Origin of the sequence: Ferruginibacter sp. SUN106 (genome assembly GCF_050611765.1) — a bacterium.
In the GTDB taxonomy this organism is placed as follows: domain Bacteria; phylum Bacteroidota; class Bacteroidia; order Chitinophagales; family Chitinophagaceae; genus Ferruginibacter.
In genome coordinates this window covers 1,300,384-1,317,350 of sequence record NZ_JBODJC010000001.1, presented here as the reverse complement: position 1 = coordinate 1,317,350, position 16,967 = coordinate 1,300,384, and the positions used below count along the sequence as shown (strand labels likewise).

The window sequence follows — 16,967 nt, the reverse complement described above, 5'->3', positions numbered from 1 at the left end:
AAAGGCCTGCAAAATAATTTAAGTGCAGCAGTACATTTGCCGGGCAGATTATCTCTCATTAATATTGCATTTTCTTACTCTTCCCTTATTTAAATAAATAGAAAAACAAAATAGCAACTGTCCTGTAGTCTCATGCATAACAGTTAAAAGAAACCTGCATCTCTTCTGCTTTTGTCAATGAAAACGATGCGTTCGAACCTGCATTTTTGCAACATGCTAATTCAAATCATATAAAATACTAACTGCTGTCAGTAACCACTTTTATTAATGAAATAATTTTACATCAGAATTAAAGATAACAACTACACCAAAAACTTTCAGATTACATCTTTATAAAATCGATCATTTTTAAAAATTAAAATCATGTCAATTTTAAAAACTCAACCCATGTCAATACCAAGTAATTTTTCTTCCCTGGGATCAAGCCAGGCAAAGAATGAAATTGATAGCTGGGTTAAACAGATCGCAGCACAATGCGATGCCAATGCCATACATTGGTGCGATGGCTCCCAGGAAGAGTATGATAATTTTTGCCAGCTCTTAGTAAGAAAAGGAACTTTTATACAATTAAACCAGGAGAAGCGTCCGAATAGTTTTGCCTGCTTTAGCGATCCCAGTGACGTGGCACGTGTGGAAGATAAAACCTTTATCTGCAGCCGTCTTAAAGAAAATGCCGGACCTACCAATAACTGGATGGCTCCCGATAAAATGAAAGTGATCTTAAACGATTTACTTACCGGTGCTATGAAAGGGCGTACACTTTATGTGATTCCATTCTGCATGGGGCCAGTAGGTTCTCCCTTATCAAGATATGGTGTGCAAATAACCGACTCTGAATATGTTGTTGTTAATATGCGAATCATGACCCGTATGGGAGAAAATATTCTGCCCTACATGCAATCTAAAAAATTTGTAAAATGTTTACATACTGTTGGTGCCCCTTTAGATAAAGGTGCCAAAGATGTAAGCTGGCCATGTAACCCCAACACTAAATACATCTCTCACTTTCCTGATGAAAGACTGGTGATCTCTTATGGTAGTGGTTATGGTGGCAATGCCTTGATGGGTAAAAAATGCTTTGCATTACGCATTGCATCTGAAATGGGCAGAGAAGAAGGTTGGCTGGCCGAACATATGCTGATATTGGGTGTAAAGGATCCTAAAGGACAAAAGACTTATGTAGCTTCTGCATTCCCCAGTGCCTGTGGCAAAACTAATTTTGCCATGTTAATTCCACCCAAACAATTTGATGGCTGGAAAGTAACTACAGTAGGTGATGATATTGCATGGATACATCGTGGCCACGGCGGCGCACTATATGCTATCAATCCCGAAGCTGGTTACTTTGGAGTAGCACCAGGTACCAATTCTAAAACCAATCCAAATGCAATGGAAACCATTCGTGCCAATACCATTTTTACCAATGTGGCCATTACACCTGATAAAGATGTTTGGTGGGAAGGCATGACCAAAGAAATTCCTGAAGGATTAATTGACTGGCATGGCAAACCATGGGATCCTGCAAGCGGCAAACCAGCAGCACACCCTAATTCAAGATTTACTGCACCCGCTTATCAAAATCCTGCTATTGATGAGGATTGGGAAAATCCAAAAGGGGTACATATCGGCGGCTTTATTTTTGGCGGCCGCAGAAGTACTACTGTTCCGTTAGTGTATCAATCTTTTAACTGGAACTTTGGTGTTTATTTAGCTACCACAATGGGTAGCGAAACCACAGCTGCAGCATTTGGTGAAATAGGAAAAGTACGTCATGACCCATTTGCGATGTTACCATTTATGGGATATCATATTGGTGATTATGTAAATCACTGGTTACAATTTGGCAGAACATTGCCTAATGCCCCAAGAATTTTTGGTGTGAACTGGTTTAGAAAAGATGAAGAGGGTAAATTTTTGTGGCCCGGCTTTGGCGAAAATGTAAGAGTATTAAAATGGATAGTAGAGAGAATTAACGGACATGCTTCAGGTATTGAAAGCCCTATCGGATGGATGCCAAGGTATGAGGATATTGACTGGACAGATATGAAAGATTTTGAAAGAGCCGATTTTGAGCATATTATGACAGTAGACAGAGAGCCCTGGAAGAAAGAACTATTATCACACGAGGAATTGTTCTCCCGTTTTTATGATAAACTTCCGAAGGAATTTATTTTTATGAAAGAATTGTTATTATCTGCTTTGTGGCGTTCTCCCGAACATTTTGGGTTGCAGCCTGAACATCACTAGTATAAAAAGGGCACTGTTGTAAAGTCAGAGTGCCCTTTATTTTTCACTCATATTTTTTATCATGAACTGGATAATAAAACTTTTTACCGAAGCTACAGTTGCTCATGCAGTGTTGATTTACGGATTAGTGATTGCGATTGGCATCTGGCTGGGAAAAGTAAAGTTTTTTGGAATTTCATTGGGCGTTACCTGGGTATTGTTCATGGGATTATTGTTCTCTTATCTTGGCGTAACTGTAAATAAAGAGACAGAAGATTTTTTAAGAGATTTCGGACTGATACTTTTTGTGTACTCTATTGGTTTGCAGGTGGGGCCTGGTTTTTTTGCATCATTAAAGAAGAACGCATTAGGCAATAACTTACTGGCAGGCTCTGTTGTTTTTCTGGGCGTTATCATCACCATTACTTTTAAATTCATTTCCGGCAATCACATTACAGTGATGACAGGTTTAATGAGTGGTGCCGTTACTAATACACCAGGTCTTGCAGCTGCACAATCTGCAGTTAAAGAAGCTAATATTACAGGGGTAGATAATTCAATGATGACATTAGCTTACGCCATTGCTTACCCTTTTGGTGTGTTTGGAATTATTTTTTCATTACTGTTATTAAAAAAAATATTCAACACCAATATCGACACAGAAAAAGAATTACATCGCAAGCTGAATATTTTTAGGTCAAAGCGGCCTGTATCTATTCACCTGAATTTAGATAACAAACAACTGATAGGGCAACCCCTGCGTAAAGTATTTGAATTATTAAAAGACCCGATCGTTATCTCAAGAATGTATCATAAAGGAGAAGTGATTACTCCCACCCCGGATATTATTTTTGATGAAAATGATGTGTTGCTGGTAGTAGTTCCTAAACATGAATTGGCACAATTGAAATTACTCATCGGTTCGGTAAGTAACATGAACCTGAAAGATGAAAGTAACGGTGGATTGATCTCAAAATATATTGTGGTTACAAACAAAGAAGTAACACATAAAAGGTTAGGCGATCATCCGGAAATTCACCAACATGATTTTACACTCACCCGTTTAAACCGTGCCGGAATTGAAATAGTACCTCACGGTAACCTGTACCTTCAATTAGGCGACACGTTGAAAGTGGTTGGAACAGAGGAAGGTGTGGAACTGGTAGCGAAAGTTTTTGGCAACTCTGTTAAACGCCTTGAATCACCTGATCTGGCCCCGATTTTTATGGGCATCGTACTGGGAGTTATTGTTGGAAGCATCCCGATCCATTTTCCCGGTATGCCGGTGGCTGTAAAAATTGGTATGGCTGGCGGGCCATTGATTGTAGCATTACTGATGAGCCGGTTTGGAGGTGTTGTTTACCTGAATACTTACACCACTAACAGCGCCAATTTAATGATGCGTGAGTTGGGTATAACTTTATTTTTAGCCAGCGTTGGTTTACACAGCGGTGGCAATTTAGCTGCAGCATTTGTAAATGGCAATGGCTGGACCTGGATAATAATGGGTGCTGTAATTACAATGTTACCATTGCTCATCGTTGGTATCATTGCGCATAAATTTTTCAGAAAAACCTATTTTGAAATCTGTGGTTTACTGGCAGGTGCATCTACCGACCCGCCGGCATTAGCATTCGCTTTAAAAATGGCAGGCAATGATATACCTTCTGCTACTTATGCAACGGTATATCCACTTACCATGATATTACGTATTGTGTCCGCAGAATTATTGATCTTATTATTTGCTTAGTATTCTAAAAAATAAATTATGAAAAAGTGGTTAAGAGTTGGAGTGTTGTTATTGTTCTCTGTCAGCACATATTATTCCTCTGCACAAACAAAAACAAAAGAGATCAACAAACAATACCAGTCATGGATTAGTATTAACAGTACTGCAAAATTTTATAAAAAATGGGGCCTTTCACTTGATCTGCACGAAAGAAGAAATAATTTTTTTAAAGATCCCAGCTTTCACTTTGTTCGTGCAGGCATTAACTATTGGTTAAAAGATAATATCATATTAACTGCAGGCTATGGACACATGTGGGTAGCTCCATCCACCGCAGGATGGAAAACTTTCTCTAATGAAGACAGGATCTATCAGCAGGCACAGATCACTTCTAAAATTGGTAGGGTAAGTATGTTGCAACGTTTACGTAATGAACAACGCTGGCAACAAAAAATTGTGAATGATAAAGCAACCGGGCAAAATAAATTTACGGACAGAATAAGATATTTATTAAGCTTTACTATTCCTGTTTCAAAAAATCCAAAATATCCATCTGTCGTGATTGCAGATGAATTATGTATTCAGTTTGGGAAAGAAATTGTTTATAACACATTTGACCAGGACAGGGTGTTCATCGGAATTAAACAAAAATGCACAAAAGATTTAAGTTTTGATTTAGGATACATGCTGGTAAAACAACAAAAATCGTCAGGCTATCAATATGATGTAAATGAAACTTTTCGCTTGTTCTTTTACTATACGCCCGATTTCAGAAAGAAATAATTACACTTCCACCCAGGTATGATCAGCCAGCAATTTTACTTTTGCAATAAATTCTTTATAAGCAGCTCCCCTGCCCCATTGCCCAGGTGCAATCATTGAAACAAAATGAGTGTCATCGTTTTTTTGATAGAGATAATATACCGAACCGATCACCGGCGAAAAACTCAATTTAGCATTATAAATAATCATGGATAATTCCTTTCGCATCTGAATTTCCTGCGCCTGTAAAGCCAGTAATTCTATTTGCCGCCTTATCTGGTCCAGTTGCATATTGGTTTGCTCTTCCATGGCACTTAAAGCCTTATGCCTTATTACTCCTTCTTCGGTCGGCTTAACCAATGCTCCGGATGCAGAAGACGCATAAGGCAGCACACTCATTTGCCTGTGATACACTTCAGTATTGATATAGGGTTTTTGCCCTGTAGTAAAACCTTTCTGAATAATTTTCAAATAACCATTGGGCAATAATTCATGTATCACCTGCAATATTTCATTTTCATTTTTATAAAAGAAAACTTCAAAATGAATAGTACTTATAATGTCCACCTTTACCATATCCGCCAAATCATTATCAGCAAAAGCATGCAATGCTCCATCTGCTGCTAATTCATATTGGGCGGCGAAAGCCTGATTTTCTAATGTTACCCAGTTCGTATTGATGCTGATGAGCTGCTTGTCGTTGTTAGCAGTGATAATGCAGATGCCTGATTTGGGTCGGCTACCTGTTTCATAGATGCCTTTTTCAGGAAACAATTGCCAGGAGCCGATAAAATTATATATAGAGGTCATCAGAACAGTTAATTTAAAAATTGTTTATAGCATAACAAGTATTCAGCTATATTGTTTTAAACAAAATTATTTTTATTTAACTGATATAAAAAAAGGCTGGAGTAAACTAATTTTTGCAAACCAAAAACTGAAAGGCAGGTAATCTGTTTTTTCTTAATAAAGTTTCTATTACCAACGGTTTTGAGCTAATACGGTTGCCGCTGATATTTATAGATTCGTAAACGTTTTTACTATTGATGGAATGAAAGTTCAGGATTTCTTCAAACAAATATTTGTATTGTTCCAGAAAACGTTCCTCATTTACAAATGACTCATTCATCAATATTTCCTGGTATTTAAACTGATACATTTTCATGACATAAAATTATGCAGTAACAGTTTTAGTCAATAAAATTGTTGAAGAAAAACACAGTATAAAGTCCGGGAGGTTAAATAAATTATCACAATACCTGCACTATCAAAAATTTCAGGTAATGCGTATTTTCCTGTCCTCTTATAATGGGATGATCGGCACTTTGCGCATTAAACACTACCTGCCTTATTTTTCTCTTGGCATCTTTGGCCGCCATCTGTATGATGTCTAAAAACAATTCTGGTTGCACTAAATTGGTACAACTTGAAGTGACTAAAAACCCGCCTGGCTTCACCAACTTCATTCCTCTTAAATTAATTTCTTTATACCCGGCAACAGCTTTATCAATACTGCTTCTGCTTTTGGTAAAAGATGGCGGGTCAAGCATCACTACATCCCAGCGTTTATCTTCTTTGGTCCAATTTTTTAATACATCAAATGCATTCACACATTCAAAGCGGCATATTTTTTCCAGGCCATTTAATGCTGCATTTTTATTGCACATATCAACAGCATTCTGAGAAATATCTAAACCCAAAACAGACTTAGCGCCATAATATGCAGCACTTATTTCGAAGGAGCCGGTATAACAAAAAGCCCCCAGTACATCAGCACCTTTTACAATATGCTGAATAGCCCTGCGGTTATCCTGCTGATCTAAAAAATAACCTGTCTTTTGTCCGTTGGCAATATCTACATTAAACTTTATCCCGTTTTCATTAATGATAATATTGGTATCAAATTCGGCAGAAAGAAAACCTTTGTGTTGTTCCATGCCTTCCAGTTCACGTACTGGCACATCATTGCGTTCGTAAATACCTTTAGGTGTAAATAATTCGTTTAAGGCTTTTACAATGGCTGGCTTCCACACATCAATCCCCAATGCCAGAGTTTGTATCACAAAATAGTCGTTGAATTTGTCAATGATCAGCTGTGGCATATCATCGGCTTCGCCAAAGATGAGGCGGCAATTTTCGGAATAGCCAATTCTTTGCCGGTACTCCCAGGCTTGCTTAATGCGATTATAAAAAAAGGCATCATCGATATGTTCATTTTTATCCCTGGTAAGCAAGCGGACGGATATCTGCGATTGAGGATTATAATACCCCCGGCCAATAAATTTTTTATCAAAAGTGTACACCTCTACTATTTCTCCAGGTTGGGCATTCGTATCTTTTTCCTTGCCTGTGTTCACCTCATTGCTGAAAATCCACGGATGGCCACTTTCTACCCTGCGGCTGATATTTTTATTTAAAGTAATGCTCTTCATGGCGCAAAGTTACCGGTTTAGCTGTCAGGCCACTCAAAATGTCCCGCTATAGCCCCAAAAATTGCCAATTTGGCTGCAAAACAAGGCTTGGCAAAATGTTTGACTGTTGTACCTTCGCAACCAATTTTTAAAATAAGTATGGATCAGAAACAAGCAATTACACCCGAAGACAATATGGAAATGAATATTAATGCCGATGCCGATGTACCCGGCAATACGCATTTAAGCAATGAAGGTGCTGAAGATGCCACAGAAAAATTACAGGCTGAGCTGGAAGAACAAAAGGATAAGTACCTCAGGCTTTTTGCTGAGTTCGACAACTTTAAAAGACGCAATGCCAAAGAAAGAATAGAACTTATTCAGACTGCCGGCAAAGATGTTATTGTTTCTATGCTTGAAGTAATGGATGATTGCGACCGTGCTGAAAAGCAAATGCAGAACAGTGAAGATATAGCTTCCATTAAGCAAGGTATTGGTTTGGTGTTTGGTAAATTAAGAACCACCTTATCTAACAAAGGCCTTAAAGCAATGCAAAGCATCAATACCGAATTTGATGTGGAAAAACACGAAGCCATTACGGAAGTTCCAGCTGGTGAAAAGATGGTAGGCAAAGTGGTGGATGAAGTGGAAAAAGGGTATTACTTAAATGATAAGATCATCCGCTTTGCAAAAGTGGTGGTAGGAAAATAAAAAGAAAGCTGCAAGCCTCAAGCTACAAGTATATGGCCATGCAGTTTAATATTCACCAGAAGCTTGTAGCCAGAAACTATGTCAAAAAAAGATTTTTACGAAATATTAGGGGTTTCCAAATCTGCATCGCAGGACGAGATAAAAAAAGCGTACCGCAAAGTAGCGATGCAATTTCACCCCGACCGTAACCCGGGAGATAAAGCCGCTGAAGAAAAATTTAAAGAGGCTGCAGAAGCTTATGAAATTTTAAGTGATGCTGATAAGAGGGCGCAATACGACAGGTTTGGTCACCAGGCATTTAGTCCGGGGCGTGGTGGCGGTGGCGGATACGGCGGAGGTGCCGGTATGAATATGGATGACATCTTCAGCCAGTTTGGAGACATTTTTGGAGACGAGAGCCCATTCGGCAGTTTCTTTGGTGGTGGTGGCAGAAGAAGCAGTGGCGGGAGAAGCAGGGGTACCAGGGGCAGCAACCTCAGGGTAAAAATAAAATTGAATTACGAAGAGATTGCAAAGGGTACCACTAAAACTATCAAGGTAAAAAAATACGTGTCCTGTACTACGTGTAGCGGTAGCGGGGCAAAAGATAAAAACAGTGTCAGCACCTGTGGTACCTGCGGTGGCAGCGGGCAGGTACGTCGTGTACAAAATACTTTTTTGGGCCAGATGCAAACTGTAACCACCTGCCCTACCTGTAATGGCGAAGGCACTACAGTTACCAATAAATGTACCGCATGTAAAGGTGAAGGAAGAGTATATGGCGAAGAAACAGTAACGATTGATATACCGGCAGGTGTACAGGAAGGCATGCAATTAAGTGTGGGGGGTAAAGGCAATGCAGGTGAACGTGGTGGCAGCAATGGCGACTTAATTGTTTTGATTGAAGAAGAATCTCATCCTCAATTACACAGAGATGGGTTGAATGTTGCATTCGATCTTCACATTTCTATTCCTGACGCAGTATTTGGAACACAGGTAGAAGTGCCTACCATTGATGGCAGGGCCAAAATAAAAATTCCGCCAGGTACTCAAAGTGGAAAGATCTTCAGACTAAAAGGCAAAGGTTTCCCCAATGTAAATAGTTATGAAAAAGGGGATCAATTGATACAGGTAAATGTATGGACACCACAACATGTGAGTGCAGAAGAAAAGCAAATGCTGGAGAAAATGCAGCAGAGCCAGAACTTTGTACCAAAGCCAGATAAAAACGATAAATCATTTTTTGATAAAGTGAGAGAGATGTTCAGCTAAAGCGTGAGGCGTGAGGCGTGAGTGGTGAGACGTGAGTGAGGCAAATTTGAAAACTGCTTTCAAACTTACAATTGACGATTCACCACTCACGTTATCAATCATCTTTCTTCTTCTTTCCCTTTTTGCCTTTATAAATCTTCTGCGCTTTATCAATTATTTGTAAAAACTCTGTTTGCAGGTAATCGTTCTGGTTATATGCAGCCGTTGCAATTGTCTCTATCTGCAGCCAATCAGCATCTTTAATATATTTCGATTGTTTTACTTTAAGCCCAAACATAGTTACAGCCGTTGCAAACTGCAATTCGTTATCAATATTTTTAAACTCAGTAAATACTGCCGGGCAAATATATTCCATTAATTTGTGAGCGGTATCATTACAAAGGCTGTAGCGCATCGATAATTTGGCAACACCATCTTTATCCAGCACATCACCGGAAAAAAGTTTTTGATCCTGCGGTACAATTTCAAATATGGCCAGTACACTGCTGCCACTTCCAATTTCGCCTCCTTCCATATCAATAGTACTATCCTGTACGGCATCCTTTTTATTATCAAAACCAATCAGCCGGTATTGCTTTACTAATTTAGGATTGAATTGCATATTCATATACACATCATCTGCTACAGCATAAAAAGTTTGCGTCAGTTCCTTTACTAAAACTTTTTCTGCTTCGTTAATATCATCTAAATAAGCGTAATTACCATTGCCTCTTTTAGCCAGGGTTTCCAATTTAGAATCTTTAAAATTACCCATACCCACGCCAAGGCAGGTAAGAAAAACACCAGACTGCCTTTCTTTAGTGATCAGCTCGTCCATAGCTTTTTCGGATGTTTGGCCCACATTAAAATCTCCATCGGTAGCTAATATCACCCGGTTGCTTCCGCCTTTGATAAAAGTGTGTTCTGCAAGTGAATAAGCTGTCATTATCGCTGCTTCACCAGGTGTATCACCACTGGCTTCCAGTTCTTCGATCGACTTGATTATTTTTTCCTTTTCTGTACCACTCGTTGGCTGCAGATGAATACCAACTGTACCGCCATAAGTAACAATGGAAATGGTATCAATTGCCCTCAGGTTTTTTACAAATAACTGAAAAGCTGCTTTAAGTAAAGGCAACCGGTTAGGCATATCCATACTACCCGATACATCAATTAAAAAAACAAAATTGCTGGCGGGGATCTTATTAAGATCTAATTTTTTTGCATTGATATTTAAATACAACAATTGTTTGTCTTCATCCCATGGGCATGCCGAAAGTTGCGACTCAATTTTAAACACCTCATTATTTTCCGGTTCTCTCCGATGCAGGTTAAAATAATTCAGCAATTCTTCTGTACGCACCGCATCAGGGGGTACTGTGCTACCCATATTGATGAACCTGCGGATATTGCTGTACGATGCTTTATTTACATTTAAAGAAAAACCTGTGTTGGGAAATTTTTCTGCATTTACATATTCATTTTCTACCAGCTGGAAATAGGTTTCATTGTTTACATACCAATGAAATTTTGAGGTTTGGTTGAAATTTTTTGTTACAGAAATTAATTTAGGCCGGTTACGATTTACATTAGACGGCAATGTTTTTAAATTAACATCCTGCCATTGATCAGCATTTATTTTTATGGTTTTGGATTCATAGCCATCAAGACTGAACGAAAGTGAATCGCTAAGTGTTTTAGTGGTAATACCAAAAGCGCCCGTTGCCCCGGAATAATACAATAAGTGATTGGATTGCAAAACGATCTTAACGTTTTGAAGCGGTTGATCTTTTTCATTCTTTACCTGGCCCCGAATATAATACTGAGCATTTGCGATGAATGCAGATGCAGTAAACAACATAATATGAAGCAACCGTTGTAGCACAGGTAAGGTTAATTGCACTAATTTATTTTGGTTAAGACAGTCTTTCAGCTCTTTATGTTGCCTGCTACCCTTCCACCAACTGGTAAATTTCCTTTAAATTCCTTCCTAATCCATCAAAATCAAGACCATAGCCAAGCAAAAACTTATTTGGAACATTAAAGCCAAGATAATCAATTTTAACCGGATGTGCCAATGCATCAGGCTTGTGCAACAATGCCGCTATTTTTAAAGAAGCCGGCTGCTGATTAAATAATTGTGGCAGAAACTCATTCAGTGTTTTACCGGTATCTACAATATCTTCCACAATTACAACATGGCGGCCATTCAATGGTTCATCAAGGCCAATAGAAGTAATTACGTTGCCGGTTGACTTAGTGCCTTTGTAAGAAGCCAGTTTAATAAAACAAATTTCGGCTTCAATAGTAACGGCTTTAAAAAGATCGGCAGCAAACATAAAAGAGCCATTTAAAATAGCAATAAAAAGGGGACGCTTTCCTTCATAGTCACGGTTAATCTCAGCCGCCAATATATTTATTTGTTCATCAATTTGCGCTGCAGTTATAAAAGGAGTAAATTTTTTATTGTTTACTTCAATAGTAGTAGTCATGTAAGATATTTTTATTTTGCAATGATCAATTCCTGTCCGATATGTAAAGCATCACCATCAAGGTTATTCCATTCTTTAAGTTGCTGTACCGTAATGTTGTACTTTTTAGCAATGCCATACAAACCTTCCTTAGCTGCAACAATATGTGTTTTGGAGCCGGCCGCTGTTACTACAGAATTTACTGAAGGAGCTGCAGCCTGCCTTGCCGGTGCAAGATTTGGTTTTAAATAAATCTTTGTACCTGCAAGAATATCTTCATTACCCCAGAATTTATTATAGTCCAGCATATATTGTAATTGTATACCGTTCTTTTGTGCAATGTCGTATAATGATTCTCCTGCTTTTGCAATATAAAAATCTGTTTCACCGGTTTTAGATTTCTTTTCTAAAAAAACATTCTGATTTTTTATCAGCATACCATCTTCAGAAAGTTCGTTAAAGCTGAGCATTTTACTAAGCGGAATATTATTTTTTGTAGCTACCACCAGTAACGAAGTGCCTTTGCCTGCATAAACACATTTACTACCATTTACACTAATTACTTTATCACTTACATCAAGCATACTTGCTTCATCTGGTACTTTTGCATCATCAGCAATTTTTTCAGTTGTTCCTTTATCTTCTGCATCATCCTGGTATTTACCGGCATCAAACTTCGGCACTTCATCTGCCGCAACTAAAGTGTATTGCTGCAGGTTGTATTGTTCAATATGTTTAATTAAAATTTGCGGATAAGCCGGATTTGTGGCATAACCTGCTTTCTTTAAACCGTAGGCCCAGCCTTTATAATCTTTCACATCTAATTTAAAAAGAAAACCGTACCGCTCGCTACCCCTTAAAAAATTACTATGATCACGATAACTGTCATCTGCTGTTTTATACAAGCGAAAACATTCCCCTGCGGCATCGTCATCATGGGTTACGCTGGCACCTGTCCAGTTAGCTTTACATTTAATACCAAAATGATTATTGGATTTTTTAACCAGGTCGCTGTTACCACTTTCAGTTTCTAAAATGCCTTGTGCCAATGTTATTGCAGCCGGTACACCCATGCGTTTCATTTCTTTAATGGCAATGTCTTTATACATTGCAATGTATTGTTCGGGAGTAAGCATACTTTGTGCACGTGCAACTGCGGTGCTTAAAAACAATACCCCAACAATAAACAATCTCTTCATTCTTATATTTTTTTTATCAGCAATAAACCATCTCTTACCGTGAGCAAAACTTTTTCTACCCGGTTATCTTTTTCAACATGTTCGTTAAAAGCCTGGATTGCCTTAGCATTTTTCCCTTTTATTTCTGTTTGCAATACCTCTCCGTGAAAAAGCACATTATCCGCCAGTATAAAACCACCCTTTTTTACGGCAGGCAAAGTTAATTCGTAATAATCAATATAACTCACTTTATCAGCATCGATAAAAACCAGGTCCCATGCTTCATGCAAAGTGGGGATTATCTGCCTGGCATCGCCGATATGTAATATTACCTTATCATTAACGTTTGCCTGGCTAAAATATTTCCTTGCTGTAGCCGCATCTTCTTCCCTTAATTCTATTGTATGCAGCTGTCCACCAGCCTGCAAACCCTTTGCCAAACATAATGCGCTGAAGCCGGTAAAAGTACCGATCTCCAATATTCGCTGAGGGGCAATCATGCTGCTGATCATTTCCAGCACTTTACCCTGCACGTGGCCGCTCAGCATATGTGCGTGCGGATGATTTTGCAAAGTAAAATCCTCCACTTGCTGCAATACTGCATCCAGTGGCGATGAGAACCGCTTTGCATAGGCTTCCACAGTATGGTTTACTAATTCCATTAAAAATTTGGCGCTAAAGGTTTGGTTTTATAATAGTCCAGCATAAAATCAACTACTTCATCAGCGGTATCAAATATATGAATCAGGTTAAGGTCTTCCGGATTGATATTATGTTCTTCCTCTCCCATCGTTTCTTTTATCCAGTTGATCAACCCTGTCCAATAAGACTTACCTACTAATATCATAGGTGATTGTTTAAATTTTCCTGTTTGAATTAAAGTAGCCACTTCAAAAAATTCGTCCATGGTACCAAAGCCGCCTGGCATCATGATAAACCCTTGTGAATATTTTACAAACATTACTTTACGCACAAAGAAAAAATCGAAGTTCAACGATTTATCCCTGTCGATAAAAGGATTAGGATGTTGTTCAAATGGCAGGTCGATATTTAAGCCTACTGATTTGCCTCCTGCAATAGAAGCGCCTTTGTTAGCTGCTTCCATTATGCCGGGGCCACCACCAGTGATGATACCAAAGCCTTCTTCGGCAAGCCGTTTACTAATCTCTACAGCAAGCTCATAATATTTGTTACCGGGTTTTGTTCTGGCACTTCCAAATATGGAAATACATGGGCCAATTTTACTTAGTGCTTCAAAGCCATCCACAAATTCGGCCATTATTTTAAATATCTGCCAGCTGCTATGTGCCTGGCTTTCTTTCCAGCTACGTTGTTTCAAAGCATTAATCGTTCCGTTCATTTTTTTGTTTTGATTATATAAATACAATGCCATTCTACGATTTTTAAAAATTGCAGAATGGCACTTACTAACTATGTAAAGTTACACTAAAATATTTGCTTTGTGATCTCCTTTTTTTGAAATTAACAATAAGCCAAGAAAGGTAAATATGCCATTGATCAGCAACATTTCAATACCAATTTTATATGCGCCAAATAACTCAGTAGAATACATACTTATCAAATAACAAATCACCGGAGAAAGCAGGCAGACCAGAGTAATTAAAAAAGTATTCGCCAGTTTTCTTTTAGTAAAAATCCCGAATGCGAATAAACCCAGTAAAGGGCCATAAGTATATCCTGCAAGGTCCAGTATTTTATCAATAATACTATTATCGGCTATCTTATAGAATATCCAGATACAAACCAGAAAGACAACTGTAAATGTAAGGTGGACTGATAAACGCAATTTCTTTTTTCCTTTATCATCCAGGTCTTTTCTTTGCTGCAGGCCTAATATATCAATACAAAAAGAAGAGGTAAGTGCAGTTAATGCTCCATCTGCACTGGGGAATAATGCAGAAATTAATGCAATGATAAACATTACACTTATTGCAGGAGGCAACATTTCCATTGCCACGGTTGGAAAAATCTTATCTCCTAAAATATTATTTCCGTCAAGCAATAATTGTTTAACCATTTTGCCATTCACCATTACTTCTGTGTAAGCGGCACCTTTTGATGTGGTGTATAAATAAAGTAGTCCACCCAGCACTAAAAACAAAAACAACACACACACTAAAATAATACTCATCGTAATCATATTCTTTTGCGAATCGCCAAGACGTTTTACGCTGATATTTTTCTGCATCATTTCCTGGTCAAGCCCCGTCATAGCTATAGTGATAAAAGCGCCCCCAACAATCTGCTTCAGAAAAAATCCTTTACTGTTAATATCATAATTAAAAACATTAAAATAACCACGGTCACTTATCTGGCTTATGGCCTCTCCACCTGACAAATGCAGCTGGCTTAAAATAAATATAACACATACCACCAGCCCGGTAACCATTAAAGAAGTTTGTAGCGTATCTGTATATACAATCGTTTTTACACCGCCCTCAAAAGTGTATAATAAGATCATTAATAAAATAACTGCTGTAGTAACTAAAAAAGGAACATGAAGTTTATCTAAAATAAATATTTGCAGGATATTCACCACCAGGTACAATCTTGCAGTGGCACCCACAGTGCGACTGATAATAAAAAACAATGCGCCGGTTTTATAAGCCACTACACCAAAACGCTGCAATAAATAATTATAAATTGACGTAAGATTTAAACGATAATATAAAGGCAATAAAATAAAAGCCACAACAGCATAGCCGATCAGGTATCCAATAGCCACCTGCATGTATGCAAAACCTTTAAAGCCTGCACCGCCAAAGTCTCCCACTGCGCCAGGCACACTTACAAAAGTTACGCCACTAAGGCTGGTACCAATCATACCAAAAGCAACCAGCATCCAGTTACTGTTTTTATTTCCGCTAAAAAATGTATCGTTAGTACTGTTCTTGCTGGTATACCATGCTACACCTAACAGAATTACGAAGTAGGCAATAACGAAGGAAAATAAAATTAATGGAGACATAATTGATAGTGAATAAATGATAATGCAATATTAATAATGATTAATTAGCTTGCAATAAAATTCAAGTTAATTAATTTATGGCAATTACATCAGTAGCAGTTTTTTGCGGTAGCAAAAGTGGCAACAATCCCCTGTTTGAAAATCATGCAACGCAATTAGGCCATATACTGGCTGAAAAAAATATCAGGTTGATTTATGGTGGCGGTAATAAAGGCATTATGGGAGCTGTAGCTAATGCTGTATTAGAAAAAGAGGGAAAAGTTACCGGCATAATTCCTCAATTATTAACTGACAGGGAGCATAGCCACCAGGGCATAACAGAATTAATAGTAGTGGAAGATATGCATGTAAGAAAAAAAATGTTGTATGAAAAATGTGATGCGGCAATAATATTAGCCGGCGGCTTTGGTACGTTGGACGAGTTATTTGAAATGCTTACCTGGAATCAACTAAGTATACACAGCAAAGAAATTTTTATTCTTAATACGGCAGGATTTTATGATCATCTTATTGCTCATGCCAAAACAATGCAACAGGAAAATTTTTTGTACGATGCTATTGAAGACAGGATAACCATTATTACTGTGCCTGACGAAATAAAAACATTTCTTTAGTACCTTCTGTTTCTGCTGCTGTACCCTCTATCTTTTTCGCCCTGGAATAAAGGAATTTGCAGGCCTGCCCTTACAACAGGAAAATTTCTTCCCAGTCCGTCTATATAAGGCGACTCTGCAACTTTAGATATATCCCATAAAACGGAAAAGTAATAATAGACATCGCCTACATCTTGCCTGCCACTGGCAAAACCGCCGCCAACGAGCATGCTATTAGCATCTATTTTACTGGTGGTACCTGTATAACCGCTGTTTGACAAAGGAATGTATTTAAACTTTATAAAATTGTGCTCGTACTGTGCCTGTGCAAAGAGAAATTTTACAGGATACAATCTTACAAATGCACCGGGGCCATAAACTGTCTGTCGTACTTTATCACCATACACATTATAATCTCTCTGAGTGGTATAATTTAAATTTACTGATGCGGCAACATCTATAAACCTGTTGAGGCTGTAACCAAAATAGGGACTTACACCTAATGCAGTTCCTCCACTGAAAAATGATGCGGTTAAACTTCCGCCGGTAAAAAAATTTTCTTTTTTAAAGCCGCTTGTCTTTTCGTCTTTTTCCTTTTCCTGGGCTTTTACTGTAAATGCTGTAGCTAACAAAAGGGTTGCAAAAATTATCTTTTTCATTTTTTATT

The 16,967-nt window shown here is 38.2% G+C and carries 16 protein-coding genes; 6 read left to right on the top strand and 10 right to left on the bottom strand.

Annotated features, from left to right (window positions below; genetic code table 11):
* Window positions 1-363 precede the first annotated feature (363 nt).
* From ACQ334_RS05415 to ACQ334_RS05405, 3 genes are all read left to right on the top strand, one after another.
* Complete coding sequence (locus ACQ334_RS05415; RefSeq protein ID WP_430987149.1) at window positions 364-2,247, top strand: phosphoenolpyruvate carboxykinase (GTP); 1,884 nt, start codon at window positions 364-366, stop codon at window positions 2,245-2,247.
* 61 nt (window positions 2,248-2,308) lie between these two features.
* Window positions 2,309-3,976: a putative transporter gene (locus ACQ334_RS05410; protein ID WP_430987148.1), complete on the top strand. Its 1,668-nt coding sequence runs from the start codon at window positions 2,309-2,311 to the stop codon at window positions 3,974-3,976.
* Window positions 3,977-3,994: 18 nt separating this feature from the next.
* A complete protein-coding gene (locus ACQ334_RS05405; RefSeq protein ID WP_430987147.1) occupies window positions 3,995-4,738 on the top strand; it encodes a DUF2490 domain-containing protein in 744 nt (247 codons plus the stop codon).
* Here ACQ334_RS05405 and ACQ334_RS05400 read toward each other — a convergent pair whose 3' ends face one another.
* The 3 genes from ACQ334_RS05400 to ACQ334_RS05390 all read right to left on the bottom strand — a co-directional run bounded on the left by ACQ334_RS05400 (window position 4,739) and on the right by ACQ334_RS05390 (window position 7,149).
* On the bottom strand, window positions 4,739-5,527 hold the full coding sequence (locus tag ACQ334_RS05400; RefSeq protein ID WP_430987146.1) for a DUF2452 domain-containing protein: 789 nt from the start codon (window positions 5,525-5,527) through the stop codon (window positions 4,739-4,741).
* Between the two features lie 106 nt (window positions 5,528-5,633).
* On the bottom strand, window positions 5,634-5,882 hold the full coding sequence (locus ACQ334_RS05395; RefSeq protein WP_430987145.1) for a hypothetical protein: 249 nt from the start codon (window positions 5,880-5,882) through the stop codon (window positions 5,634-5,636).
* Between the two features lie 85 nt (window positions 5,883-5,967).
* Window positions 5,968-7,149: a class I SAM-dependent rRNA methyltransferase gene (locus ACQ334_RS05390; RefSeq protein WP_430987144.1), complete on the bottom strand. Its 1,182-nt coding sequence runs from the start codon at window positions 7,147-7,149 to the stop codon at window positions 5,968-5,970.
* Between the two features lie 138 nt (window positions 7,150-7,287).
* Here ACQ334_RS05390 and ACQ334_RS05385 point away from each other — a divergent pair, with 138 nt between their 5' ends.
* Window positions 7,288-7,839, top strand: a complete 552-nt coding sequence (locus tag ACQ334_RS05385; RefSeq protein ID WP_430987143.1) for a nucleotide exchange factor GrpE — start codon at window positions 7,288-7,290, stop codon at window positions 7,837-7,839.
* 78 nt (window positions 7,840-7,917) lie between these two features.
* On the top strand, window positions 7,918-9,090 hold the full coding sequence (gene dnaJ, locus ACQ334_RS05380; RefSeq protein ID WP_430987142.1) for a molecular chaperone DnaJ: 1,173 nt from the start codon (window positions 7,918-7,920) through the stop codon (window positions 9,088-9,090).
* A 94-nt stretch (window positions 9,091-9,184) separates the two neighbouring features.
* Here dnaJ and ACQ334_RS05375 read toward each other — a convergent pair whose 3' ends face one another.
* The 6 genes from ACQ334_RS05375 to ACQ334_RS05350 all read right to left on the bottom strand — a co-directional run bounded on the left by ACQ334_RS05375 (window position 9,185) and on the right by ACQ334_RS05350 (window position 15,707).
* Window positions 9,185-10,954, bottom strand: a complete 1,770-nt coding sequence (locus ACQ334_RS05375) for a YfbK domain-containing protein (protein ID WP_430987141.1) — start codon at window positions 10,952-10,954, stop codon at window positions 9,185-9,187.
* Window positions 10,955-11,018: 64 nt separating this feature from the next.
* Window positions 11,019-11,561, bottom strand: a complete 543-nt coding sequence (hpt, locus tag ACQ334_RS05370; protein WP_430987140.1) for a hypoxanthine phosphoribosyltransferase — start codon at window positions 11,559-11,561, stop codon at window positions 11,019-11,021.
* 11 nt (window positions 11,562-11,572) lie between these two features.
* Window positions 11,573-12,739, bottom strand: coding sequence for a glucosaminidase domain-containing protein (locus ACQ334_RS05365; RefSeq protein ID WP_430987139.1), 1,167 nt, complete (start codon window positions 12,737-12,739; stop codon window positions 11,573-11,575).
* 2 nt (window positions 12,740-12,741) lie between these two features.
* Window positions 12,742-13,380: an O-methyltransferase gene (locus tag ACQ334_RS05360; protein WP_430987138.1), complete on the bottom strand. Its 639-nt coding sequence runs from the start codon at window positions 13,378-13,380 to the stop codon at window positions 12,742-12,744.
* Complete coding sequence (locus ACQ334_RS05355) at window positions 13,380-14,111, bottom strand: TIGR00730 family Rossman fold protein (RefSeq protein WP_430987137.1); 732 nt, start codon at window positions 14,109-14,111, stop codon at window positions 13,380-13,382. Before ACQ334_RS05355 ends, ACQ334_RS05360 begins: the two co-directional genes overlap by 1 nt.
* Before the next feature lie 48 nt (window positions 14,112-14,159).
* Window positions 14,160-15,707, bottom strand: a complete 1,548-nt coding sequence (locus ACQ334_RS05350; protein ID WP_430987136.1) for a sodium:solute symporter — start codon at window positions 15,705-15,707, stop codon at window positions 14,160-14,162.
* Window positions 15,708-15,784: 77 nt separating this feature from the next.
* On the opposite strand from ACQ334_RS05350, the gene ACQ334_RS05345 reads away from it, so the two are divergent.
* Window positions 15,785-16,321 carry a TIGR00730 family Rossman fold protein gene (locus ACQ334_RS05345; RefSeq protein ID WP_430987135.1) on the top strand — a complete coding sequence of 179 codons (537 nt, stop codon included), beginning with the start codon at window positions 15,785-15,787 and terminating at the stop codon, window positions 16,319-16,321.
* Here the strand turns inward: ACQ334_RS05345 and ACQ334_RS05340 are convergent.
* On the bottom strand, window positions 16,318-16,959 hold the full coding sequence (locus tag ACQ334_RS05340) for a hypothetical protein (RefSeq protein ID WP_430987134.1): 642 nt from the start codon (window positions 16,957-16,959) through the stop codon (window positions 16,318-16,320). The two genes, ACQ334_RS05345 and ACQ334_RS05340, sit on opposite strands and share 4 nt — an antisense overlap.
* Window positions 16,960-16,967: the final 8 nt, after the last annotated feature.

Excerpts from the sequence above, each read along its gene's own strand:
- ACQ334_RS05410 (WP_430987148.1), top strand. The coding sequence starts at position 2,309 with ATGAACTGGATAATAAAACTTTTTACCGAAGCTACAGTTGCTCATGCA.
- ACQ334_RS05415 (WP_430987149.1), top strand. The coding sequence starts at position 364 with ATGTCAATTTTAAAAACTCAACCCATGTCAATACCAAGTAATTTTTCT.
- ACQ334_RS05385 (WP_430987143.1), top strand. The coding sequence starts at position 7,288 with ATGGATCAGAAACAAGCAATTACACCCGAAGACAATATGGAAATGAAT.
- ACQ334_RS05340 (WP_430987134.1), bottom strand. The coding sequence starts at position 16,959 with ATGAAAAAGATAATTTTTGCAACCCTTTTGTTAGCTACAGCATTTACA.
- hpt (WP_430987140.1), bottom strand. The coding sequence starts at position 11,561 with ATGACTACTACTATTGAAGTAAACAATAAAAAATTTACTCCTTTTATA.
- ACQ334_RS05350 (WP_430987136.1), bottom strand. The coding sequence starts at position 15,707 with ATGTCTCCATTAATTTTATTTTCCTTCGTTATTGCCTACTTCGTAATT.
- dnaJ (WP_430987142.1), top strand. The coding sequence starts at position 7,918 with ATGTCAAAAAAAGATTTTTACGAAATATTAGGGGTTTCCAAATCTGCA.
- ACQ334_RS05405 (WP_430987147.1), top strand. The coding sequence starts at position 3,995 with ATGAAAAAGTGGTTAAGAGTTGGAGTGTTGTTATTGTTCTCTGTCAGC.
- ACQ334_RS05395 (WP_430987145.1), bottom strand. The coding sequence starts at position 5,882 with ATGAAAATGTATCAGTTTAAATACCAGGAAATATTGATGAATGAGTCA.
- ACQ334_RS05360 (WP_430987138.1), bottom strand. The coding sequence starts at position 13,380 with ATGGAATTAGTAAACCATACTGTGGAAGCCTATGCAAAGCGGTTCTCA.
- ACQ334_RS05345 (WP_430987135.1), top strand. The coding sequence starts at position 15,785 with ATGGCAATTACATCAGTAGCAGTTTTTTGCGGTAGCAAAAGTGGCAAC.
- ACQ334_RS05390 (WP_430987144.1), bottom strand. The coding sequence starts at position 7,149 with ATGAAGAGCATTACTTTAAATAAAAATATCAGCCGCAGGGTAGAAAGT.
- ACQ334_RS05365 (WP_430987139.1), bottom strand. The coding sequence starts at position 12,739 with ATGAAGAGATTGTTTATTGTTGGGGTATTGTTTTTAAGCACCGCAGTT.
- ACQ334_RS05355 (WP_430987137.1), bottom strand. The coding sequence starts at position 14,111 with ATGGCATTGTATTTATATAATCAAAACAAAAAAATGAACGGAACGATT.
- ACQ334_RS05400 (WP_430987146.1), bottom strand. The coding sequence starts at position 5,527 with ATGACCTCTATATATAATTTTATCGGCTCCTGGCAATTGTTTCCTGAA.